This window comes from Corallococcus sp. 4LFB, from assembly GCF_046520365.1.
Classification (GTDB): Bacteria; Myxococcota; Myxococcia; order Myxococcales; family Myxococcaceae; genus Corallococcus; species Corallococcus caeni.
The window spans coordinates 1-22,408 of sequence record NZ_JBKGHJ010000078.1 but is presented as its reverse complement, the minus strand read 5'-3'; the positions used below and the strand labels follow the sequence as shown (position 1 = coordinate 22,408).

Sequence of the window (22,408 nt, the reverse complement as noted above, 5' to 3'; positions counted from 1 at the left end):
CGGGGTCCGGCCGCGTGTTGCCGAGCAGCGTCCCGTCCGCGGCGCGCAGCGTGACGCGCATGCCCATGCGCTGCTGGGCGCGGTCGAGCGACGCCTGGAGCGCGGCGGGGTGGTCGCGCAGGTTGGACCACTCGTCGACGAAGTAGGACAGCTCGTCGTCGAAGCGGTTGCGCCAGGACTCGTTGCGCAACAAGTCGCGCGCGAGCATGAGCGACACGCCCACGAGGACGATTTGAATGACCCCCACCAGGTAGATGCGGGGGAGCAGGCCCATGGGGAGGCGGAAGAACCTCACGACTCCGCCTCGGGCTCGGTGGCCAGCATGTAGCCGGCGCCGCGGACCGTCTTGAGCAGGCGTGGGTTGCGGGGGTCCACCTCCAGCTTCTGGCGCAGGCGGAAGATGTGCACGTCCACGGAGCGGTCGAAGACCTCGTCCGCGCTGCCCTTCACCAGGTCGAGCAGCTGCTCGCGGCTGAGGACGCGGCCGGCGCGCTCGGCCAGGACGCGCAGCAGGCTGAACTCATACGTGGTGAGCGACAGCGGCTTGCCGTCCAGGGACGCGCTCAGGCTGCGGGGGTCCAGCACCAGGCGGCCCGCGTGCACGGGGTGGCTGGTGGGGCCCACCTTGCCGCGCGCGCGGCGCACCTGGGCGCGGATGCGGGCCAGCAGCTCGCGTGACGAGTAGGGCTTGGGCAGGTAGTCATCCGCGCCGGACTCCAGGCCCAGGACGCGGTCGGCCTCTTCGCCGCGCGCGGTGAGCATGATGATGGGCACGTCCGTGCGGGTGCGCAGCTCGCGGCAGACCTCCAGGCCGTCGCGGCCGGGGAGCATGAGGTCCAGGAGGATGACGTCGAAGGTGTGGCGGACCGTCTGGAGGAGCGCGTCGGTGCCGGACGCGGACACGGTGACGATGATGCCGTGCTCCTGGAGGTAGCGGGCGGTGAGCCGCGCCAGGCGTTCATCGTCCTCCACGAGGAGCACCTGGATGGTGGCTTCCTCGGAGGGCGTGGGGCGTGGGGTCGTCTCCATGGGTCGGGTCTCCGCGAGGGCTGCGGTCCGCCTCCGGGCCGCGACCTGTAACCTCCCACCCGTACATTTCCAGGGGGCTACGGGCCCATGACGAAATATTACGAACGGCGGTCCGGAGGGACATCCCGAGGGCGTTCAGGGGGACGGCCGCAACGGAACCGGAATTCAGCCCTCGCCATGCATCCGGACGAGCCCCCGCCGGTCCACCTTGCCCGCCGGGGTGCGAGGCAGGGCCTCCAGCAGCCGCAGCGTGCGGGGCAGCTTGTAGCGGGCGAGCCGGCCGGCACAGAAGGCCACCAGCGCCTCCAGGGTCGGCTCCGCGCCCGGCCGGGGGACGACGAGGGCCCGGGGGACCTCGCCCCACTTCGGGTCGGGGACGCCGATGACGGCGACCTCGGCGACGTCGGGGTGGCCGGCGAGGACGCTCTCGACCTCGGAGGGGTGGATGTTCTCGCCGCCGGAGATGATCAGGTCCTTGGCGCGGCCCTCGATGCGGAAGAAGCCCTGTGCGTCGCGGGAGGCCAGGTCGCCGGTGTGCAGCCAGCCGTCCACGAAGGTGCGAGCGGTCTCCTCCGGGCGCGCCAGTAGCCGGCGCACAGGTGGGGGCCGCGAAGGAGCAGCTCGCCCACGTCTCCGGGGCGCTGTTCACCGTCGATGCGCGCTTCGACGTGGAACAGGGGCACGCCGACGAAGCCCGCGTGCGAGCGCATGACGGCGTCAGGGAGGAAGAAGTTGTTGGGGCCGCCCTCGGTGAGGCCGTAGCCGGTGCGGAACGGGATGTCGCGAGCGAAGAAGCGCTCGAAGACAGGGGCGGGACAGGGGGCGCCGCCGCTGATGAGCAGCTTGAGGCGGGAGAAGTCCACGGCCTCGAAGCGGGGATGCCGCTGCATCTCGATGAACATGGTGGGCACGCCGAACACGAGGTTCACGGAGCCCGAGTCGATGAGGTCGAAGGTCTGGCCCACGTCGAAGGCCCGGCACACGACGGAGGCACCGCCCACGTACACCAGGGGCAGTGCGAACACGTTGAGGCCGCCAGTGTGGAACAGGGGCGCGTTGACGAGCGCGACGTCGTCCTGGGTGAGGCCCCAGCTCACGACGGTGTTCACGGCATTGGCGGTGAGCGAGCCATGCGTGAGCACGGCGGACTTCGGAAGGCCGGTGCTCCCGCCGGTGGAGCACAGCACCCACGGTGAGTCCGGCTCCAGCTCGATGGAGGGCAGCGAGCCGGTCAGGGTTTCGCGCGAGCAGAAGAGCGGATCCGCCAGGGAGACCCACTGCGCCGGGAGCCGGGAGCGCAGGGCGTCGGCCTGAGCGCGGAACTCCGGTCCGAAGAGGACGACGGAGGGGGCGACATCGGAGAGCAGGCCGTGGAGCTCCTCCACGCCCAGACGCCAGTTGAGCGGCTGGAGCACGGCGCCCAGCTTGGCGCACGCGAACACCAGGTCCAGCGTCTCCACGCCGTTGAAGGCAAGGACGGAGACGCGGTCGCCCAAGCCCACGCCCAGGTCGCGAAGCAGCAGCGCGGTCCGGTGCGCGGAGTCATTCCACTCCGCCCACGAGATGCGCCGCCCACCCCGGAGCGAATCAACGAGCGCCGTGCGCTCCGGGGCGAGCAAGGCCCGCCGGGCCAGCCAGTCGTGGACGATGGGCATGCGGCTCCAGGCTAGAGCACGATGCGCTTCCTGCATCGGACTCTGGCGACTCAATCTGGCGACTCAATCTGGCTACTTGATCTGGTATCAGATCTACTCCTGCCCGGGAGCTGCTAGCACGATGAAGTGCCCGCCGCGCCGCTGGAGAACGTCAGATGCCTTCCGCCGAGAGTCCCGGCCTGTCCCCTTCCAGTCCCACCGGGCGTCGGGCTCCCTTGATCTCGCGTGTGATCCTGCGTGACTTCCGCAGCATCGAGGCTTGCGACGTTGCCCTGGGGCCACTGACGTTCCTCGTCGGCCCGAATGGCTCCGGAAAGAGCAACTTCCTAGATGCGCTGAGGCTCATCACGGATGCCTTACGAACCTCATTGGATCAGGCACTGCGGACCCGAGGAGGGGCCGCCCTTATCGTGCGTCGTGGACTGAGTGGGTCGAGTCAGTTCGAGATTCGACTCGACTTCGAGCTGTCCGATGGCACCACCGGACACTACTCCGTCTGCATCGCCATCCCTGAAATCGGGGACCATGTAGTGCAAGAGGAGGAATGCGTCGTAGGGCGAGCGAAGTATCACGTCCGCGAAGGAAGGATTCTCGTTCCTCCGGCACCAGTCTCACCCCCCGCCGCGGATGACCGCCTCTACCTGGTCAATGCGTCAGGGCTGCCCGAGTTCCGCCCCATCTTCGACGCACTCTCGAACATGGGCTTCTACAACCTCAATCCCGACCAGCTTCGAACAGCACAACCTGCTGACAAGGGGGACCTGCTGCTCCGTGATGGTTCCAACCTCCCAAGCGTTCTGGAACGACTGGAGAAGCGCGACGTCGATGTCAAGAAGCGCATCGAGGAATACCTGGGAGCCATCGTGCCCGGACTTTCGAGCGTTGGTCACAAGCGACTTGAGCACCTGGAAACCTTGCAGTTCCGGCAGCGAATCATAGAGGGACGCGAGGTCTACGAGCCGTATCCAGCCATCAGCATGTCCGACGGCACACTCCGCGCCCTTGGTATTCTAGTCGCGCTGTTCCAGACACGGGTCGAACCGCGAATCCAGCTCGTGGGCATCGAGGAGCCCGAAGTCGCGCTTCATCCCGCAGCGACCGGCGTCCTGCGCGATGCGCTTCGGGATGCATCCCAGCATGCCCAGGTCATCGTCACGAGCCACAGCCCGGAGCTACTCGACGACCCGAGCATTCGAGGCGACGAGGTCCTTTCGGTGGCATCGGAACAGGGCCGCAGCATCATCGCATCCGTGGATGCGGAGACTCGGTCTGCGCTCAAGGACCGTCTCTACACAGCGGGCGAACTGCTGAAGGCCAATCAGCTTGCTCCCGACCGGCAAACCATCCCCGCCCCGAATGACCTCAAGCTGTGGGAGCACGGCACCGAATGAAGCTGGGGCTCATCGTTGAGGGCCATGGTGAAGTCGTCGCCGCGCCCATCCTCGTCAGGCGCCTGTCGCAGTGGTTGGCGCCTGAAATCCACCTGGAGGTTCTCTTTCCCCATCGCATTCCACGGGGCCAACTCGTCAAGGAAGACGAGCTACGCCGGGCCATCGAACTCACGGCCCGAAAGGTGGGCGACGAAGGCCGCATCCTCGTCCTGCTGGATGCCGACAAGGACCTGCCCTGTGCGCTGGGCCCGCGGCTCCTGGACTGGGCAAGGGCCCAGCGCGCCAACCGGCTCATCTCCGTGGTCGTCGCGCAGTGTGAATACGAGGCGTGGTTCCTTACGGCCGCGGAATCCCTGCACGGACAGCGCGGGCTCCCTGCCAACCTGGGTGCTCCTTCCCAGCCCGAGCGCATCCGCGACGCGAAGGGCTGGCTCGGCAACCACATGCCCAGCGGTTACAGCGAAACCATCGACCAGCCCGCCCTGACCAGCGTCTTCAATCTCGAAGCCGCCCGCCGGGCGGACTCCTTCGACAAGCTCGTCCGCGACATGGGCATGCTGCTGGGAGTCAGCGTTCCACCCCGCCCCCAGCAGCAGCCCTGACAACAGTCGCTAGTCCCGCGAAACGAAGTGCGCGGAGATCTTGTTCCACACCGCCGGGGTGATGCCCATGCTCAGGTGGTCATAGGCCATGCCCTCCTGCTTCGCGTCGGCGGTCTTCTTCGTGGACGTCCAGCCCTGGGTGAGCTGGTTCACCGCCGCGATGCTCGCCTCGAAGAGGACGCCGTCGCTGCGCAGCGTGGACGTGGTGGACGTCATGCCGTCCGTCTCGAACGGGGTCGCCCCGCCCGCCGTGCCGTACAGCACGTAGAGCGACTTCAGGCGCGTATCCAGGCCGTGCTCCGCCAGGCGCGTGATGAACTTGCCGCCCATCTCCATCGCCGCGTTGATGCCCAGGCCGTCCATGATGCGGTACTTGCCGTAGCCCAGCGAGTCGTACGCCTCCCGGTTCTGGTTCGTGTTGTACGCGTGGAACGCGAAGCACGGCGAACCCGCCGGGTCGAACGCCGTCGTGCGGCACACCCGGTGGTCGCTCGACTGCATGTAGCCCGCGGCAATCCAGGGGTTGTACGGGTTGTAGACGAGCTTCGTGTCCAGCCAGGGGAAGTAGCGGTTCTCGTCCGGATCGATGTTGTCCCACGCGGACGCGCTGCGGTCCGGAATCGGGTACGTGCCGCGCAGGTCATACGCCGCCTGCAGCTGACCCGGGTACGCCGTCACGTACTTGCCGCTCGTGTTCACCGCGCCGAAGAGGCTCATGTTGTAGTCGTCAAAGTTGAACGACGACGAGGACAGCCCCTGGTTCGTGTTCAGCGTCTGCAGCGAGCTGCTGTACACCGGCGTGCCCGTGCTGCTCAGCCCCGTGATGTTCGACAGGTAGATGCGGCGGAAGTAGTCCGTCCACACGCCGCCGGAATCCTTGCACACGCTCTCCGCGTAGGGGTTGTTGAACCAGGGCACGCTGTAACCAAACGTCACGCACTGCATCGCGGAGAAGTACGTCCACGGCATCGGGCCACGGCCCACCGGCGCGTTGGACGCCGTGCTCGCGATGGTCAGCGTGTGGATGGGGTGGCGGAAGTTCAGGTCAATGCCCTTGTGCGGGCCGGACAGCGGCACGTACACGCGCACCGAGTCGTCATACGCCGGCACCTGCGAGGCCTGCTCCTTCGCCAGACGCTCGAAGAAGCGCGTCGTGCTGAAGCCGCCCCACGTCGCCGCGTTCGCCAGCCACGGGTCCACCGCCAGCACGCCCTTGCTCCACGCGACCACGTCCACCCGCGCCACGCCCGGGTGCAGCGCCTTCACGCGCTGCACGGCGTTGGCCACGTGGATGGCGTGGTTGAAGTTGTCGCCGTGGAACGAGCCGAACGTCACCGCGTACACGCAGCGGCCCTTCGACTCCAGGTCCTGCACCATGCCCGTCAGCTGCGCCGCGCCGCCGTAGGTGCCGCCCGAACCGTTGTTGCCATTGGGGAACATCCAGACGTTCGCGTCCTGGATGGCGCCGTGCACCAGCAGCGTCGGCGTCAGGTTCACGTTGCAGGTGCGCGCCGCGGTGGCCCGCCCCTTGTGCAGGAGGACGAAGCGCGCCTCCGGCTTGGTGGGGCCCGGCGTGGGGCAGGTGGCCCCGGACGTCGTGGCACAGCTGTTCCCGTAGTAGACGTTGAACGCGTTCACCAGCTGCTGGTTCAGCGAACCGAAGTACGTCCTCAGCGGGTAGTCGCTGGACTGGTACGTGTCCTGGTCCCGCAGCTTCAGCGTGCGCGGGTTGTAGTACTCGGAACGGAAGCGCTGCCGGCCTTCCAGCAGCTCAATCTGGCCCCAGGACCACGAGGGCGGCGTGTACGTGCCCACCACGCGGTAGTTGCCGGTGAAGTTGGTGGGGATGGCGTCGAAGTACGGCGCCAGGTCCGCGTCCAGCGGGGCCTCGGCCGTGGCGACGGACTCCTGCGCCGGGGGAGCTTCCGCGGGCGGCTCCGCCCCGCAGCCTGCCATCAGCAATGCGGCCGTGAGCGACAACGTCCAGGTGCTTCGCATGCGTACCTCCGTTGGGGGTGAGGGGTGCGGCGACAGCAGACTGCGACAGGGAAACGGACGCGCGCGGACACACGACGGGCCCCAGGGTCTTCCCGGAAGGGCCCTCGCGTGCCTTGTCGCGCGCGTCAGGAAACGGCGGAACGCCTAGCGGGCGTGCTCCTGCAGGAACGGGACGAGCAGGTCGTGGAACTCCTTCGTCTTCTCCAGGTGCGGGCTGTGGCCCGTGTCCTGGAGGACGACCTCGCGGTAGCGGCCGCCGTTGGCCGCGTAGCGCTCCATCACCCTGCGCATCTGCGACACCATGGGCTGCGGCGGGTACTTCTCATCCCCGGGCCAGCCGGGCACCGCGCCCAGCTTGCCCAGGAAGCCGAAGTCGAACAGGGACGTGTCGGAGACGATGGCGTCGTCCGCGCCGCGGATCCACAGCACGTCCGGCCCGTTCGCCAGCGCCGCGAAGGCGGAGGTGTTGTAGTAGGCGGGCGCCATGGCGTTGTTCATGCCCGTGGTGCCCGGCGCCACGCCCGGCCAGTTGGGCGACGTGGCGAAGTTGCCCGGGTACAGCTCGTCCGACACGTGCGTGTCCAGCACGGAGTCCAGGAGCATCTCCTCGTCCGGGTGGCGGAACGGCGGCTTCACGTAGCAGCCGTTCATCACGTTGCGCGGCGACGTCTGCGACTCCGTGGAGCGGTCCTTCGTCTTCAGCCGCTGCACGAAGTCCGGGTTGGCCGTGCCGCCGCCGGAGCCCGCGAAGTCCGCCCAGCACGGCGTGCCGTCCGCGTCCTTCGTGCCGCCAAAGCCATACGGCGACAGCGGCGCCTCCACCACCAGCCCGGCCACGCGCTCCGGGTGGTCGATGGACAGCTGCATCACCATGCCCGCGCCCGCCGAGTGCGCCACGAACACCGCGCGCTTCAGGGACAGCGTGTCCATCAGCGCCACCAGGTCGTCGCTGAAGTCGCGCATGCCGCGCGTGGCGTGGATGGTCTTCTCCTCCGTGTGCCCGTAGCCGCGCATGTCCGGCGCGATGCCCCGGAAGCCCTGGGGCAGCGTCTTCATCAGCGACTCGAAGAACGCGGACGAGGAACAGTTGCCGTGCACGAAGATGACCGGAAAGCCCTCCTCGCCCACGAGCCGCGCGCGCACCCGGAGCCGCTGCGTGGGGATGTCCCGGATCTCGACCTTCCTGGATGTATCAGCCATGTGCGCGCTCCTGGTTGCGTTGCCTTTGAAGAGAAGAAAACCCGTGCGTCACGAAGCGGCCCGCGCGTCCGCGGCGATGGCCGCCTCGCGCAATTCCCGCTTCAGAATCTTCCCCGCCGCGGACACCGGCAGGGCCTTCACCAGCTCCACCCGCTTGGGGACCTTGAAGCGTGCCACCCGGCCCTTGAGGTGCTCGAGCAGCACGTCCGCCGAGGCCTCGGCCCCGGGCTTGAGCACCACGTAGGCCCGGCCCGCCTCGCCCCACTTCGCGTCCGGCACGCCCACGACCGCGCACTGCTGCACGGCGGGGTGCTCGTACAGCACGGACTCCAGCTCCAGCGGGTACACGTTCTCCCCGCCGGAGATGAACATGTCCTTCTTGCGGCCCGCGATGGTGAAGAAGCCGTCCGCGTCCACGCGCGCCAGGTCCCCGGTGTGGAACCAGCCGTCCGCGTCGATGGCCTCCTTCGTCGCGGCGTCGTCCTCGAAGTAGCCGGAGCACATGGAGGGCCCCTTCAGCACCAGCTCCCCCACCCCGCCCACGGGGACGGGCCTGCCCGCGTCGTCCACCAGCTTCGCGTCGATGAAGTAGTTGGGCCGGCCGATGGAGCCCGCCTTGGACACCGCGAACTCCGGCCCCATGCTGAAGATGCCCGGGCCGAACTCCGTCATGCCGAAGCCCTGCTTGAAGGGCACCGGGTGCACCGCCTGCCACGCCTGGAGCAGTGTCACCGGCAGGGGCGCCCCGCCGCTGGTGACGAAGCGCACGGAGGAGAAGTCCGTCCCCTTCCAGCGCGGCGAGTCCATCAACTGCTGGTACTGCGTGGGCACCGCGAAGAAGAGCGTCACCTTCTCCTTGGCGACCAGGCCCAGCATCTCCTCCGGGTCCCAGCGGCGCATCAGCACCACGGTGCCGCCCACGGTGAGCAGGGGCAGCGTGTAGACGAGCAGCCCGCCCGTGTGGAACAGCGGCGTGTGCGTCACCGTCACGTCGCCCTGACGGATTTCATGCACCAGCGTGTTGAGCGTGTTCCACGCCACCATGCGGTACGACACCTTCGCGCCCTTGGAGCGGCCGGTGGTGCCGCCGGTGAAGAGCAGGCAGAGGATGTCCTCCTCGCTCACCGCGTCGTTCGTCACGGGAGCGGCGGGCGCGTACGCCATGGCCGTCTCGTACGGATCCGCGCCGGGCAGCCCCTGCGCCTCCAGGGACACCAGGCGCAGGCCGTCGCCCACGTGCTCGCGCACCTGGGCCACCGCGTCCTTGAAGTCGTCCCCGAACAGCAGCACGCGCGGGCGGATGGCGCGCACGCCGTCCGTGAGCTCCGCCGCGTGCAGCCGCCAGTTGTAGGGCACGAAGACGGCGCCCAGCTTCCCGCACGCGAACAGCGTGTCCAGGTACTCCACGCCGTTGTGCGCGACGATGGCCACGCGGTCCCCGCGCTGCACGCCCGCCACGTCCCGCAGCCAGCCCGCGAGCGCGTTGGCGCGCGCGTTCATCCGCCGGTAGGTGAAGCGGCCCGCGTCCTTCCGGGCCACGTCCACCACGGCCACCGCGTCCGGCCAATAAAGGGCACCCCGCCCCATCCAGTCCCCGATGAACATGCGAAGAGCTCCTGTCTGAATGAGGCGGGGTGCGGGGGGGTAAGGTCAGGCCGTCCAGCGGTAGAGGGCGGACGCCATGGCGAGGCCACCGCCGCTGGCGCAGAAGGCGACCAGGTCGCCCTTCTTCACCTTGCCCTGCAGCACCGCGTCGTCGAGCGTCATGGGGATGCAGGCGGAGCCCGTGTAGCCCCACTTGTCCATCGTGTAGTGCGCCTTCTCCATGGGCTGGTTGAGCGCCTTCATGGTGGCTTCGATGGTGCGCAGGTTGAGCTGCGTGAAGACGAACAGCTTCACGTCGTCCAGCGTCTGGTCCGCGCGCTTGAGCAGCGTGTCCAGCAGCATGGGCCAGCGCTCGGTGTTGAACGTGGAGGGGAACTTGCGCACGAACTGCACCGCGGGCTTGCCGTCCGTCAGCGCCAGCGTCTCCGCCGTGGCGGGCCGGTGGGTGCCGCCCGTGTAGATGCCCAGCGCGTCGTGGTACTCGCCGTTGGCCAGCAGCTTCGCGCCCAGGAAGCCCGGCTTGTCGGACGCGCCCAGCACCACCGCGCCCGCGCCGTCCGCGAACAGCGTGCAGGTCTTCTTGTCCTTCCAGTTCACGTACCGGGTCATCCCGTAGGCGCCCACCACCAGGATGCGCTGGTAGCTGTCGTCCGCGGCAAGCGTCTTCGACGCCACGTCCAGCGCCGTCACCCAGCCCGCGCACGCGGCGTTGATGTCGTAGGTGCCCGCGTTGACCGCACCCAGCTTCGCCTGCACCACGGACGACGTGCCGGGGGAGAGGTAGTCCGGCGTGTCACTGGCCACGAGCACCAGGTCCAGCTCCTTCGGGTCCACCTTCGCGCGGGAGAGCGCCTCCTTCGCGGCGGCCACGGCCAGGTCGCTGGTGGCCTGGTGGTCCGCCATCACGTGGCGCTGCTTGATGCCCACGTTCTGCTGGAGCCACTCGTCCACCTTCTCGCCCAGGATGTTCTCCACGTCGGCGTTGGTGAGGAGCTTCTCGGGGACGTAGCGGCCGGTGGACAGGATGTTCGCGTAACGCATGACGGGGATTCAGCTCCGGGGACCGCGTGACGGACGGCGGGGGGACTTCGGGGGGGTGGGCTTCGCCGGGGGGGCGGGCCTGGACGGCTTCACTGCGTGCTGCGGGGAGGGGACGGCTTGAAGGTGGGACGGCAGGCCGTGGGACAGCAGCGCCATCGCCGTGTCGAGCACGCGCTCCAGGCCCGGGTCCTCCTCCCAGAGCACCCAGCGCATGCCCAGGAAGTCGCCAATGCCCATCAGGCAGTAGGCGAGCGCCTCCGGGTCCATGCGGCGCACCTCGCCCTTGTCCATGGCCTGCGTGAGGCCGCGCACGTAGCCCCTGGCGAAGCGGTCGTAGTAGCGGCGGTAGCAGTCCGCGTCCACGAACTCCGCCTGCCGCACCACGCGGTAGAGGTTGGGGTGCTGGCGCACGAACTCAAAGAAGGCGCGCAGCCCCTCGCGCTCCACCTCCAGGCGCGTGGTGCACGCGGCCGTGGACTCCGCGATGAGGCGGCGCAGGCGCGCGCCCAGCTCGTCCACCACCTCCACGAAGATGGACTGCTTGTCCGGGAAGTACACGTAGAAGGTGCCCAGCGCGACGCTGGCCTTGCGCGTGAGGTCCGCGATGGACGCGCGCTCGTAGCCCTTGTCCCCGAACACCGCCTCCGCGGCCTTCAACAGCTTCTGCCGCGTCCGCTGACCGCGCGGCGTGACGGGGACGCGTTCTGAAGTTGAAGGGCGATTCATCTTTCAGAACGGGTAGCACCCGGCCGACCGCCCTGTCAAAAGCGGATGGATGGCTCCTTGCGTCAAAGACAGACACGGACGCGCGGCGTCAAACATCCACTGTCCGCCTGCCGGGGCGCTCCGGAGGTCAGGTGGAGGACGCTCCGCCGGCATCAACCCCTTGGCGCACAAACAGACTTGCACTCCCGGCCGGATGCATATAACTTCACCGCCGACTGCCCAGACCGCTTATAAAAATAAGGCCACAAGCCCCATGGACGCCCTGGATTATCGAATCGTGGACATGCTCCAGCGCGATGGCCGGGCCACGCAGCTGGAGCTGTCACGTGGGGTGAAGCTGTCCCAGCCGGCGGTGGCGGAGCGCATCCGCAAGCTGGAGGAGAAGGGCGTCATCACCGGCTACACGGCGCGCGTGGACGCGACGCAGCTGGGCAAGGACATCACCGCCTTCATCGGGGTGAGCATCGAGCACCCCAAGCACTTCGAGGGCTTCGCACGGAAGGTGGCCGAGCTGGAGGACGTGCTGGAGGCCCACCGGGTCGCGGGGCAGGACTCATACGTCTTGAAGGTGAAGACCGCGAATACGCGGACGCTGGACTCGCTGCTCGTGGAGACGCTGCGCACCATTCCAGGTGTGACCCGCACGAGCACCACCATCGTCCTGTCGACCTTGAAGGAAGACACGCACGTGCGTGTCCCCGAAGAGCTGTTGAACGGAGAATGAACATGAGCGCGGACGCAATGAGTGCCCCCCTGCCCCCTCCTCCGGCCTACCGGCTGTCCCAGCGCATGTCCCGGATGAAGACGTCCGCGGTGCGGGAGATCCTCAAGATCGCCGAGCGCCCGGACATCCTGTCCTTCGCCGGCGGCCTGCCCGCCCCGGAGCTCTTCCCCGTGGGCGCCATCGCGAAGGCGTTCGAGGAGACCTTCGCGGCGGAGGGGCGCCCGGCGCTCCAGTACAGCACCACGGAGGGCTTCGCTCCCTTGCGCGAGTGGATCGCCGGGCACCTGACCCGCAAGGGCCAGCACGTGAACACGGACCAGGTGCTCATCACCAGCGGCTCGCAGCAGGGCCTGGACCTGGTGGGCAAGATCCTCCTCGACCCGGGTGACCTGGTGGTGGTGGAGGACCCCAGCTACCTGGCGGCGCTCCAGACGTTCGGCGGCTACGAGGTGGAGTTCGCCACCGTGCGCAGCGACGACGCGGGCATGGACACGGACGACCTGGCGGCCCTGGTGAAGAAGAAGGGCCCGCCGAAGCTGCTCTACGTCATCCCCAACTTCCAGAACCCCAAGGGCACCACCCTGTCCCTGGAGCGCCGCAAGGCGCTGGTGAAGCTGGCCCAGGAGCACCGCTTCATCATCCTGGAGGACGACCCGTACGGCGAGCTGCGCTTCAGGGGCGTGCACCTGCCGTCGCTCGCGTCGCTGGACGACCAGGGCGTCGTGCTGTCGCTGTCCACCTTCTCCAAGACGCTGGCCCCCGGCCTGCGCCTGGGCTGGGTCACGGGGCCGCGCCCGCTGCTCAAGTCGCTCACCATCGCGAAGCAGGCCACCGACCTGCACACCGCCACGCTCGCGCAGCGCGCCACCGCGCGGCTGCTGGAGACGTTCGACTACGCGGGCCACATCCAGGCCCTCATGCCCATCTACGCCGAGCGCGCCAACGCGATGCTCGCCGCGCTGGAAGCCCACATGCCCAAGGGCACCCGCTGGACCCGGCCGGACGGCGGCATGTTCCTCTGGGTGGAGCTGCCCCAGGGCCTGGACGCGGCCACGCTGCTGCCCCGCGCCATCGAGCAGAAGGTCGCCTTCGTCCCCGGCGCCCCCTTCTTCGCCAACGACCAGAAGCCCCAGTTCATGCGGCTGAACTACTCCAACCGCCCGCCCGACCTCATCGACGAGGGCATGCGCCGGCTGGGCGCCGTCATCGCCGACGCGCTGTAGTCCCAGCAGCCCGGCCCCCAACGCACCGCGTCGGGGGCCGGGGCTCCAGAAAAAGTTGAAGCTTGATTCAGGTTTCAGCCTCCGCGGCGCTGGCCAGGGCCCGCGCGGTGTGCGTACCCTGCGCGCGTTTTTCGGACACGCCCAAGGAGAGGCACATGCAGCTGAAGGACCTGAAGATCATCGTGACGGGTGGCGCGCAGGGCATGGGCGCGCACTTCGCCCAGCGCATCCACGAGGCGGGCGGCCAGGTGGCCGTTGGCGACGTCAACGAGGAGAAGCTCGCGGCGCTGCCGGCGGGCATCCACCGCCGCAAGCTGGACGTGTCCAACGAGCAGGACGTCACGGACTTCGTGCAGTGGGCGCACGGCGCCATGGGCGGCCTCAACGGCCTCATCAACAACGCGGGCATCCTGCGCGACGCGCTGCTCGTGAAGAAGGACCGCACCACCGGCCAGGTGAAGAAGCTGTCCACGGCGGACTGGAACGCCGTCATCGGCGTGAACCTCACCGGCGCCACGCTGATGGTGCGCGAGGTCGTCTCCAAGATGGTGGAGACGGACCAGCGCCCCGGCGTCATCGTGAACATGTCGTCCATCGCGCGGCACGGCAACCGCGGCCAGTCCAACTACGTGTCCGCCAAGGCCGCGCTCGCCGCCAACACCGTCACCTGGTCGCGCGAGTTCGCGCCCTTCGGCATCCGCGTGGGCGCCATCGCCCCGGGCATGATCGAGACGCCCATGACGCAGGGGATGAACCAGAAGGCCCGCGACGCGCTGGTGGCCGCCATCCCGGTGGGCCGCATCGGCGAGCCGGAGGACATCTGGGTGGCCGTGAAGTTCATCGTGGAGTGCGACTACTTCAACGGCCGCACCATCGACGTGGACGGCGGCCACAACTTCTAGGCCGCGAAGCTTCCACCGCGCTCCGGACTTCAGGCGCTCTTGCGCCTCCGGGGCGCGGCCCGCATGACCTTCCAGAACGCCTGGCGTGGGCGACCCGGCGAAGCTCTTCCCGCGCAACCCGCGGCTGTCCTTTGAAGACGCCTGCCTGATTGACTGACTCCGTCCAATCCCAGACAGCACACTGGTCCCGCCGGTCAGTGGCGTTCGGCCGCTACAATCCTGAGTTTCTAGGTTAATCAGGAAGAAGCAGCCCCGCCGTCGGTTCCACAGGGGTGAACGCGGCGAGCGAGCCTCTTCCCGGTGCGAAGCGTGGGCCCCCAGCGGGGGTGCCCGACTTTCGCGAGGGCGGTTTAGACCGCCGGAGGGCCGCCTTCCGTTACCAGGGAAGCGGGGCCCGTGACAGGAGGCGTTGGAGCGGGACTAGTACAGCTGCTCGAGCGGCATCATCGTGCCCGCCTCGAACTCCGGCGCACGGCGCAGCTGGTCCAGCACGCGCGGAGCGCACCTCACGTGCAGCATGGGCAGGGAACCGCCCGGCTCGCTCATGGCGCGCACGGCGCCCACCAGCTGGTGTGCCTCCAGCCAGCGCATGAAGCTCTCGCGAAAGCGGGCGTTCTCCGCCTGGCCTTCCTTGTAGAGCTCCGCGCGCGAGCGCATGGGGGCCCGCTGGGACGCGGCGGCGCGCTTCGGCGCGGCCGACTCCCGGGGCATCACCGTGACGTCGATGTCGCCGCCCGGCTGCGCGTCACGCTCCAGGCCACCGGCGCCCGGCAACGCGCGCACCGTGCCCCCGCTGCCAGGCAGCGGACGCACGGCGGCGACGGAGGACATCCGGGCCGATATGTCTTGGGGTTCGCCCGGCACGCCATTCTTCCTGCGCATGGCCACATCCTCCCCAGGTCCGGTGCTCACGTGGCACCGGCCCTGGCAACTACCGCGTCACCTGAAAACAGCCAGGCCCTTCCCCGTCCGGTGGTTCGCCGAGCGAGGGAGCTTGATGGCATTGGCCAGAATCAAATCTCTCACTTCCAATGCCGTCAAGTCAGGGGCACGGCAACGATACAGGGCAGCGATACCCGCGACATAAGGCGCCGCCATGCTCGTGCCGCTCATTCGTTCATAGAACGCCTGATTGTTGCAGCGGCGTTCAGTAGACGAATACACATTCACCCCGTAGCCCATGACATCAGGCACGACACGCCGCCCCACGGCGCCGCTGGCCGAGAAAGTGGCCACGGTGCGCTCGAAGTCGACTGCCCCCACAGCCAGGGCCTCGGGAAAGGCCGCTGGGTAACCAACCGTGTTGGGGCCACTGTTACCCGCCGCGACAATGGGCAGGATGTTGCTGTCCAGCAGCCGACGCAGCATGGCCTGCAGGGCGCGCTGGTTGAGCAGGTAGTCCGCCTCGGAGATGCCCGGGGGCGGCTGCAGCGGGAAGCCCAGCGACAGGTTGACGACGGCGGGGCGAGACGCGTTCCCCGGGCTGCTGAACTGGTGCAGCAGCCACTCCATGCCGGCGGCCACGCGGCCCAGGCTGGTGCGGATGGTCTCCGACTCGATGACGGACGCGACGTACAGGTCCACCTCCGGCGCGACGCCGTGGTGCACGCCCGCGGCGATGCCGCACACGTGGGTGCCGTGGCCGTCCGGGTCGAAGCCGCGCACGTCCCTGGCCGGGTTGTGCGGCGAGTTGGGGAAGAGCGAGACGTAGCGGAACTGGATGGTCTTGTTCACGTACTCCGGGTGGTCCGCGTCCACGCCGGTGTCCAGGATGCCCAGCACCACGCCCGCGCCCCGGATGCCCTGGGCGTGCGCCAGGGGGACACCGGACTCATCAGGCCACTCGCGCTGCGCGAGCGAGCTCATGCCGCGGTTGCGAGGCCCCGTCTGGCCGGCGGACACCGGGCCGGGGAAGGACAGGGGCACCACGTCCGGGATGAACTCGAACTCCTCCGCCAGCTCTCCCCGGGCCGCCTTCTCCGCGTCCTGGGAGTAGAAGTGCGCCACGGTGGCGCCGATGAGCGGCATGAACCGGTAGCTGCCGACATCCTCCGCGCCGGACTGCTCCGTCACGGGTGCGCCCGGCATGGGCGTGGCGTCGACGTCGCTGGCCTTCTTGCCACGGGCGCGCTTGCGGCCGCGGGGCTCCTGGCCGCTGATGGTGGGCCGCACGCCCGGCAGCGTGGCGGACCGCAGGCCGAGCGCGGTGAGGGCATCCGGTGCCTTCTGGGCCGCGCCGAAGCGCAGCGCGGTGCTGCGGCTGAGGACGCGCTCGCCCTGCGCCGTGCCACGCACTCCGGGCCGGGCCTGCGTCTCGATGGACTCCTTGGGTACCAACAGGAAAGACTTCATGGCTGTGCTCCTTGAACCGCCTATCCGCGCCGGGCCCCGAAGGGAGAGCACCTGCGGTACGACCACGTCCACCTGGGGACCCTGACAAGCCCCTTCGGATCCGGTGGGTCGGGCTCGCGGGCGTCGCCCGGAGCCGTTGCATCGCCTGCCCTCCCCTCTCCCCATGCGCTGGGGGCCAACCGGGGGATTTGACCGCGACCCCCTGACAAAAAATCACGGGATTTCCGTAATAGACACCCATTGTCTGGTGTCTCGGTCCTCACTCGGCTTCCCCGAACCTCTGGAAACACAACGGATTCCCTCCGGGGGACGAGGGCAATGGCGAAGGGCGCACACGGGCTCTGTCCGCCAGCGGATGTGGGGAAGGGGCAGGCAGGAGGGGCGGGGGCTCAGGAGGGCGTCCGGGTGGGGCTTGCGCGTCCGGCGGGCGTGGGGGTGAAAAAGAGGTGGAGGGAAGCCCGGGATGCGCCGATTGTTCGCGTTCCATCCTCCGGGCCAGTGCCCGGGCGGGTCCTGGCCTTTCTGGAGCCCCCTTGATTCCCTATTGGCATGCCCCCTCGTTCAAGCTGGGGCCCCTGGAGCTGAACCCCTTCAACGTCTTCGTGGCGGCAGGCATCCTCCTGGCTGCCCGGCTGCTGACGAAGCAGGCGGAGCGCGAGGGGTTGGATCCCAACCCGCTGGCGGACTTCGCGATGTGGGGGGTGGCGGCCGGCATGCTCTTCGGCCACTGGGTGCACCTGTTCTTCTACCACCCGGAGGAGCTGTCCAAGAGCCCGTTCCAGATCTTCCGGTTCTGGGACGGCCTGTCGTCCTTCGGCGGCCTGCTGGGCGGCATCGTGGCGGCGGTGGTGTTCTTCCGGGTGAAGAAGCTGCGCTTCAACGACTACGCGGACAGCTTCGCGCTGGGCGTGGCGCCGGGCTGGGCGGTGGCGCGGCTGGGGTGCTTCGCGGTGCACGACCACCCGGGCAAGCTGACGGACTTCTTCCTGGCGGTGCAGTTCCCCAACGGCAACCGGCACGACCTGGGCTTCTACGACGCCATCGTGCTGTTCGCGCTCACGGCCCTGCTGTACGCGGTGCGCGACCTGCCGAAGCTGAAGGGGCGGCTCCTGCCGCTGCTGGCGCTCCTGTACGCCGTGTCCCGCTTCAGCCTGGACTTCCTGCGGGCGACGGACCTGTCGTACGTGGACGCGCGCTACTTCGGCCTGACGCCGGCGCAGTACGGCAGCCTGCTGCTGGTGGCGTACGGACTGTGGGGCCTGCTGCGCAAGCAGGCGCCGAGCGCCTCCTCGCAGAAGCCGTCCGCGCCGCAGGGCCGGGTGGAGACGGCGCGGTAGCAGGGTCCATGGGCAGGTCCGCGATTCGCTGGGAGGGGGGTTCCACGTGAGGGCACTGGCGTACGACGCGCTGATGGCGCCGCTGGGCTGGGCGGGGCTGAACGCCGCCCGGCGGCAGCTGGTGGAGGGGCTTTCCGGCAAGGTGCTGGAGGTGGGCGCGGGCACGGGCCTGGCGCTGCCGGCCTACCCGGACACGGTGGCGTCGGTGACGGCGGTGGACGTGGACCTGGAGGCGCTGGTGCGGCGCGCGCGCGCAGAAGCGGCGTGGCGCTGCTCCAGGCGGACGTGCAGGCGCTGCCGTTCACGGACGGCTCCTTCGACGCGGTGGTCTCCAGCCTGGTGTTCTGCTGCGTGGACGCGCCGGCCACGGCGCTCGCGGAGGTGATGCGCGTCCTGCGGCCGGGCGGTGAGCTGCGCCTGCTGGAGCACGTGCGGGCGCCCCACCGCGCCATCGCCACCGCGCAGGACCTGCTGACGCCCGCGTGGCGGCGGCTGTCCGGCGGCTGCCGCCTCAACCGGGACACCTTCCGGCTGGTGGAGACCGCGGGCTTCCGCATCCTCAGGCGCGAGCAGCGCCTGGGCGGCGTGGGCGAGTTCATCTTCGCGCGGCGGCCCTGAGCCACCGTCCCGGACGGGGCTCGTGAGACCCGGCCTGCCAGGTCAGTTCCGACCTGCCAGGAGATGTTCACGCGAAGGATGTCAGAGGTCACCTTAGGATGGCGTGTGTCCCGGCGGACCAACCCGCCGCACCCCATCCCAAAGAGGCCCTGACGCATGACGCGGTTCCTTCCTTCCCTCCTCGCGGTGCTGCTGTTCGCTGGCTGTGGACCCGACGTGACCTCGGGCTCCGAGCCCGACCTCGTGAGTGCTCCGGCAGCGCTGGAGGACTCTGGCCGCGGGGGTGGCGCCAACGCGCGTGAGGGCTCCGTGCGGCTGTCCACGGGCGTCACGCTCCGCTACGTGGAGCAGGGCCGCCGGGACGGGCCCGTCGTCGTCTTCCTGCACGGCTATACGGACTCGCACCACACCTGGGACCTGGACCTGCCGCGCTTCCCGCGCGACTTCCACGTGTACGCGCTGGACCAGCGCGGCCATGGTGATTCGTCCCGTCCGGTGTGCTGCTACACGCAGCAGGCGTTCGCCAGGGACGTGGTCGCCTTCCTGGACGCGATGCACGTCTCGCGCGCCGTGCTCGTGGGCCACTCCATGGGCAGCTTCATCGCGCAGCAGGTGGCGCTGGACTTCCCCCACCGCGTGAGGGCGCTGGTGCTGGTGGGCTCCGCGCCCACCGTGGCGGGCAATGAAGTGGCCCTGGGCCTCAAGGAGGTCGTCGACACGCTGACCGACCCCGTGGACCCCGCCTTCATCTACGAGTTCCAGGCCAGCACCTTCCATGCCCCCGTGCCGGAGTCCTATCTGAACACCCTGGTCTCGGAGAGCTCCAAGCTGCCCGCGCGCGTGTGGCAGGACGCGCTGGACGGGCTCATCGCGGAGGACCACTCCGCGCGCCTGGGCCGCATCCGCGTGCCCACGCTGATCATCGGCGGGGACCATGACGGCTTCTTCTCCGTGGACGAGCAGCGCGCCCTGGCCCGCGCCATCCCCGGCGCGAAGTACCTGCTCTATCCGGAGACCGGCCACGCGCCGCACGCCGAGCGCCCGGAGCGCTTCGTGCACGACGTGCACTCGTTCCTCAAGCGCCTGTAGCCCGCGCGCTTCAGGCTCCGGCCGCTCCAGCTTCCGGGCGGCCGGGGTCGCTCCGGGCCAGCACCATCACCGCCACGAGGATGAGCAGGCCGCCCAGGCCCTGCCGCGGCGACAGCCGCTCACCCAGGAAGATGGCGCCCAGCACCACCGCCATCACCGGCTCCAGCGTGGAGAGCAGCGACGTGTTCACCGGGCCAATGCGCTTGAGGCCCGCGAAGAACGTGAGCATGGCCACCACCGTGGACAGCAGCGCCAGGCCCGCCACCGCGCCCCAGCCTCCGGGCGTCCGGGGAAAGGACGGGCCCTTCACCAGCATCAGCGCCCCGAAGGCGAGCCCCGCGGACAGCGGGACGACGGTGCTCGCCGCGAGCGGCCCCGCCGGCCCCGCCACCCGCGCGCTGGACAGGACATAGAGCGCGTAGATGACCGCCGACAGCACGCCCAGGGCAATGCCCAGCGGCTTCGCGTCCGGCCCCGGGTCCACCGTGAGCGCCGTGCCGCACAGGGCCAGCCCCACCGCCAGCCAGCGGGGACGGCTCAGGTGCTCACGCCCCAGGGCCACCTGGATGACGGCCACCAGCGCGGGGAAGAGGTAGAGCAGCAGCGCCACCAGCCCGGCGGACGCGTGCTGGAGCGCGATGAAGTAGACGCTGCCTTCCGTGAAGTAGCCCACCGCGCCCAGCAGCACCAGGCCGCCCAGGAGGCGGCCCCGGGGCCACGTGCCGCCCTTCGCGACCATCACGCCCGCGAGCACCAGCCCCGCCAGCGTGAAGCGCAGGAACAGCAGCGTGGGCATGTCCGTGCCCGCCGCGTAGGCCAGGCGCGCGAACAGGCCCAGCGCGCCAAAGGAGGCGCCGGACAGGGCGACGAGGAGGAAGCCGGCGGTGCGGGTCTGCATGGCGCTTTTCAGCGCGCACGCTGACGCAAGACCCGGCCCGCTGTCACGCGGACCGGCGGCGCGGGCTCACCCGTTCGGCCTACCAGTTCTTGACCGACCCCAGGTCGAAGACGTCCGGGAAGCCGCCCTTGCGCAAGAGCTCCGCGGCCACCGCGCTGCGGCCTCCCGCCGCGCAGTACACCACCACGGACGTGCCCACCGGGCCCACCTCGGAGAGGCGCTGGGCCAGCACCTGCACGGGGATGTTGCGGGCGACTTCCGGGTGTCCCTGCAGGAACTCCTCCGGGGTGCGCACGTCCAGCAGCACGGCGCCCTTCGCGACGAGTTCGTGGGCCTTCTGCGAGCGTTCCTGAGGCGTCATGGGTCCCATTCAACCAAAGCCTGGGGCCCCGCCGGGCTGAAAACTGGAGGCCTTCGCACCGGGCGCTACAGTCCTGTACCGATACCCATGCGACTCGACAAGCACACCCTGCTCCACCAACTGGCCGAGCGGCTCCAGCAGAGCGACCGGCTGGCCCACCGCGCGGAGGCCGACGCCCGCGAGGCCGCCCGCAGCCTCGCCACGGAGTCCGAGAAGAAGGAGGACGGCCGCGCCGCCATCGAGTACGGCAGCCTCGCCACGGGCCAGGCCCAGCGCGCCCGCCGCCTTCAAGAAGAGCTGCAGGCGCTGACGGCCTTTGGCCAGAAGGAGCTGCCGCGCTTCCCGCGCCAGGGGCCCGTGGGCCTGGGCGCCCTGGTGGACTGCAGCACCGAGGACGAGGACGGCTTCGCCGAGCGCACCTTCTTCGTGCTCCCCGCCGGCGCGGGCACCGAGCTCACCGGCCCCGGCGGCGACGGCTTCCTGTCCGTCATCACCCCCAGCTCGCCCGTGGGCCGCGCCCTGCTGGGCAAGAAGGCCGGCGACGTGGTGGAGGTGACGCTCGCGGGGGAGGTGCGCGAGTGGACGGTGCTGGAGGTCGCCTGAGCTGACTCGCGGCTACTCGCCCTGGGTTGGCCCCGGCGCCGCGTGCGCGCTGAGCCACTCCTCCGGGATGTCGCCGCGGGGCAGCTCCAGGATGAACGTGGCGCCCTGCCCGGGCGTGCTGAGGGCGCTCACCTTGCCGCCGAACGCCTCGACAATCTGGCGGGTGATGTAGAGCCCCAGGCCCAGGCCGCCGTAGTGCCGGTCGCTCACCGCGCGCTCGAAGCGCTCGAAGATGCGCGCCAGGTCGTCCGGCGCGATGCCGATGCCGTGGTCCTTCACGGTGAGCCGCGCCAGCGAGCCGTGCGCCTCCACGCCCACGATGACCGGCTGGCCCGCGCCGTACTTGAGCGCGTTGGACACCAGGTTCGTCACCACCTGCTCCAGCCGGAGCCGGTCCCAGCGGCCCACCACCGGCACCGGCGCCTCCAGGCCCAGCTCCGTGCCGGCCTGCGCCGCCGCGGCGGAGAAGCGGTAGAGGATTTCGGCGGCCACGCTCGCCAGGTCCAGCTCCTCCAGCTCCAGCCGCAGCCGGCCCGCGGTGATGCGCGACACGTCCAGCAGGTTGTCCACCAGCCCCGACAGCCGGCGCACCTGGCGCTGCACCACGTCCAGCGCCTCCGCGACGCGCTCGGTGGGCACCTGCTTGCCCTCGCGCGCCAGCACCACCACCTGCTTCTGCAGGAGCTGCACCTTGAGGCTCAGCGGCGTGAGCGGCGTCTTCAGCTCGTGGCTCGCGATGCCCAGGAACTCGTCGCGCTGGCGCACCGCCTCGCGCGCCTCGCGGTACAGCCGCGCGTTCTCCAGGTAGAGCGCGGTGCGGTGGGCCAGCTCCGTGAGGAAGTGCTCCTCCTCCGCGCCGAAGGCCCGCGGCACGCTGGAGCGCAGCAGCAGCAGCGCGCCCAGCATGCCGCGCGCGCCCAGCGGCACGCGCAGGCAGCCGTGCGGGCCACCTCGCGCATCAGCCGCGCGTGCTCCGCGTCCCGCGCGAGGGCCGCGACGTGCTCCTCGGACAGGACGGGCAGCCGCTCCACCGCCCCGGACGCGCCCCCTCCGG

Annotated in this window: 23 protein-coding genes and 1 pseudogene; 10 read left to right on the top strand and 14 right to left on the bottom strand. The window is 69.7% G+C overall.

The features are described 5' to 3' along the window. The 4 genes and pseudogenes from ACLEQD_RS11490 to ACLEQD_RS11475 all read right to left on the bottom strand — a co-directional run. Positions 1-295: pseudogene (locus ACLEQD_RS11490) on the bottom strand (sensor histidine kinase); the annotation flags it as partial. Further along, positions 292-1,029 carry a response regulator transcription factor gene (locus tag ACLEQD_RS11485; RefSeq protein ID WP_410383548.1) on the bottom strand — a complete coding sequence of 246 codons (738 nt, stop codon included), beginning with the start codon at positions 1,027-1,029 and terminating at the stop codon, positions 292-294. The pseudogene ACLEQD_RS11490 and the gene ACLEQD_RS11485, both read right to left, overlap by 4 nt. 165 nt (positions 1,030-1,194) lie before the next feature. Continuing rightward, positions 1,195-1,581 carry a class I adenylate-forming enzyme family protein gene (locus tag ACLEQD_RS11480; protein WP_410383547.1) on the bottom strand — a complete coding sequence of 129 codons (387 nt, stop codon included), beginning with the start codon at positions 1,579-1,581 and terminating at the stop codon, positions 1,195-1,197. Beyond that, the gene (locus ACLEQD_RS11475) at positions 1,497-2,684 is read right to left on the bottom strand and encodes an AMP-binding protein (protein ID WP_410383546.1); all 1,188 of its coding nucleotides are present in this window, start codon (positions 2,682-2,684) and stop codon (positions 1,497-1,499) included. The genes ACLEQD_RS11480 and ACLEQD_RS11475 overlap by 85 nt, the downstream gene beginning before the upstream one ends. 227 nt (positions 2,685-2,911) lie before the next feature. On the opposite strand from ACLEQD_RS11475, the gene ACLEQD_RS11470 reads away from it, so the two are divergent. Continuing rightward, the gene (locus ACLEQD_RS11470) at positions 2,912-4,075 is read left to right on the top strand and encodes an AAA family ATPase (RefSeq protein WP_410383545.1); all 1,164 of its coding nucleotides are present in this window, start codon (positions 2,912-2,914) and stop codon (positions 4,073-4,075) included. After that, entirely contained in the window at positions 4,072-4,677 is a 606-nt protein-coding gene (locus ACLEQD_RS11465; RefSeq protein WP_410383544.1) for a DUF4276 family protein, read from the top strand. The genes ACLEQD_RS11470 and ACLEQD_RS11465 overlap by 4 nt, the downstream gene beginning before the upstream one ends. 9 nt (positions 4,678-4,686) lie before the next feature. Here the strand turns inward: ACLEQD_RS11465 and ACLEQD_RS11460 are convergent, their stop codons facing one another. The 5 genes from ACLEQD_RS11460 to ACLEQD_RS11440 all read right to left on the bottom strand — a co-directional run bounded on the left by ACLEQD_RS11460 (position 4,687) and on the right by ACLEQD_RS11440 (position 11,247). Next, positions 4,687-6,675, bottom strand: coding sequence for an esterase/lipase family protein (locus ACLEQD_RS11460; RefSeq protein ID WP_410383543.1), 1,989 nt, complete (start codon positions 6,673-6,675; stop codon positions 4,687-4,689). Between the two features lie 144 nt (positions 6,676-6,819). Beyond that, positions 6,820-7,875 (bottom strand): alpha/beta hydrolase, encoded by a 1,056-nt coding sequence (locus tag ACLEQD_RS11455; protein WP_410383542.1) that lies wholly within the window; start codon positions 7,873-7,875, stop codon positions 6,820-6,822. Positions 7,876-7,923: 48 nt separating this feature from the next. Beyond that, positions 7,924-9,480 carry an acyl-CoA synthetase gene (locus tag ACLEQD_RS11450; protein WP_410383541.1) on the bottom strand — a complete coding sequence of 519 codons (1,557 nt, stop codon included), beginning with the start codon at positions 9,478-9,480 and terminating at the stop codon, positions 7,924-7,926. A 45-nt stretch (positions 9,481-9,525) separates the two neighbouring features. Further along, a complete protein-coding gene (locus ACLEQD_RS11445; protein WP_410383540.1) occupies positions 9,526-10,521 on the bottom strand; it encodes a 3-oxoacyl-ACP synthase III family protein in 996 nt (331 codons plus the stop codon). Between the two features lie 9 nt (positions 10,522-10,530). Continuing rightward, positions 10,531-11,247 carry a TetR/AcrR family transcriptional regulator gene (locus ACLEQD_RS11440; RefSeq protein ID WP_410383539.1) on the bottom strand — a complete coding sequence of 239 codons (717 nt, stop codon included), beginning with the start codon at positions 11,245-11,247 and terminating at the stop codon, positions 10,531-10,533. A gap of 253 nt (positions 11,248-11,500) precedes the next feature. On the opposite strand from ACLEQD_RS11440, the gene ACLEQD_RS11435 reads away from it, so the two are divergent. From ACLEQD_RS11435 to ACLEQD_RS11425, 3 genes are all read left to right on the top strand, one after another. Beyond that, the gene (locus ACLEQD_RS11435) at positions 11,501-11,971 is read left to right on the top strand and encodes an Lrp/AsnC family transcriptional regulator (RefSeq protein ID WP_410383538.1); all 471 of its coding nucleotides are present in this window, start codon (positions 11,501-11,503) and stop codon (positions 11,969-11,971) included. 2 nt (positions 11,972-11,973) lie between these two features. Then, on the top strand, positions 11,974-13,194 hold the full coding sequence (locus ACLEQD_RS11430) for a PLP-dependent aminotransferase family protein (RefSeq protein WP_410383537.1): 1,221 nt from the start codon (positions 11,974-11,976) through the stop codon (positions 13,192-13,194). A gap of 155 nt (positions 13,195-13,349) precedes the next feature. Continuing rightward, positions 13,350-14,096: an SDR family oxidoreductase gene (locus ACLEQD_RS11425; RefSeq protein WP_120529762.1), complete on the top strand. Its 747-nt coding sequence runs from the start codon at positions 13,350-13,352 to the stop codon at positions 14,094-14,096. Between the two features lie 420 nt (positions 14,097-14,516). Here the strand turns inward: ACLEQD_RS11425 and ACLEQD_RS11420 are convergent, their stop codons facing one another. Together ACLEQD_RS11420 and ACLEQD_RS11415 are read right to left on the bottom strand one after the other, a co-directional pair. Continuing rightward, positions 14,517-14,927, bottom strand: coding sequence for a hypothetical protein (locus tag ACLEQD_RS11420; protein WP_410383536.1), 411 nt, complete (start codon positions 14,925-14,927; stop codon positions 14,517-14,519). Positions 14,928-15,035: 108 nt separating this feature from the next. Next, a complete protein-coding gene (locus ACLEQD_RS11415; RefSeq protein ID WP_410383535.1) occupies positions 15,036-16,448 on the bottom strand; it encodes a S8 family peptidase in 1,413 nt (470 codons plus the stop codon). A gap of 533 nt (positions 16,449-16,981) precedes the next feature. On the opposite strand from ACLEQD_RS11415, the gene ACLEQD_RS11410 reads away from it, so the two are divergent. The 4 genes from ACLEQD_RS11410 to ACLEQD_RS11395 all read left to right on the top strand — a co-directional run bounded on the left by ACLEQD_RS11410 (position 16,982) and on the right by ACLEQD_RS11395 (position 19,492). Continuing rightward, positions 16,982-17,785, top strand: coding sequence for a prolipoprotein diacylglyceryl transferase (locus ACLEQD_RS11410; protein WP_410383534.1), 804 nt, complete (start codon positions 16,982-16,984; stop codon positions 17,783-17,785). A gap of 46 nt (positions 17,786-17,831) precedes the next feature. Beyond that, a complete protein-coding gene (locus tag ACLEQD_RS11405) occupies positions 17,832-18,170 on the top strand; it encodes a hypothetical protein (RefSeq protein WP_410383533.1) in 339 nt (112 codons plus the stop codon). Continuing rightward, complete coding sequence (locus ACLEQD_RS11400) at positions 18,056-18,403, top strand: class I SAM-dependent methyltransferase (RefSeq protein WP_410383549.1); 348 nt, start codon at positions 18,056-18,058, stop codon at positions 18,401-18,403. The genes ACLEQD_RS11405 and ACLEQD_RS11400 overlap by 115 nt, the downstream gene beginning before the upstream one ends. 156 nt (positions 18,404-18,559) lie before the next feature. Beyond that, a complete protein-coding gene (locus tag ACLEQD_RS11395) occupies positions 18,560-19,492 on the top strand; it encodes an alpha/beta fold hydrolase (RefSeq protein ID WP_410383532.1) in 933 nt (310 codons plus the stop codon). Between the two features lie 10 nt (positions 19,493-19,502). Here ACLEQD_RS11395 and ACLEQD_RS11390 read toward each other — a convergent pair whose 3' ends face one another. Together ACLEQD_RS11390 and ACLEQD_RS11385 are read right to left on the bottom strand one after the other, a co-directional pair. Further along, positions 19,503-20,390, bottom strand: a complete 888-nt coding sequence (locus ACLEQD_RS11390) for a DMT family transporter (protein WP_410383531.1) — start codon at positions 20,388-20,390, stop codon at positions 19,503-19,505. A 79-nt stretch (positions 20,391-20,469) separates the two neighbouring features. Then, complete coding sequence (locus ACLEQD_RS11385) at positions 20,470-20,751, bottom strand: rhodanese-like domain-containing protein (protein ID WP_410383530.1); 282 nt, start codon at positions 20,749-20,751, stop codon at positions 20,470-20,472. Positions 20,752-20,838: 87 nt separating this feature from the next. On the opposite strand from ACLEQD_RS11385, the gene ACLEQD_RS11380 reads away from it, so the two are divergent. Next, positions 20,839-21,354 carry a GreA/GreB family elongation factor gene (locus tag ACLEQD_RS11380; protein WP_171412609.1) on the top strand — a complete coding sequence of 172 codons (516 nt, stop codon included), beginning with the start codon at positions 20,839-20,841 and terminating at the stop codon, positions 21,352-21,354. Between the two features lie 12 nt (positions 21,355-21,366). On the opposite strand, the gene ACLEQD_RS11375 is transcribed toward ACLEQD_RS11380, so the two are convergent. Next, positions 21,367-22,281, bottom strand: coding sequence for an ATP-binding protein (locus ACLEQD_RS11375; protein WP_410383529.1), 915 nt, complete (start codon positions 22,279-22,281; stop codon positions 21,367-21,369). Positions 22,282-22,408: the final 127 nt, after the last annotated feature.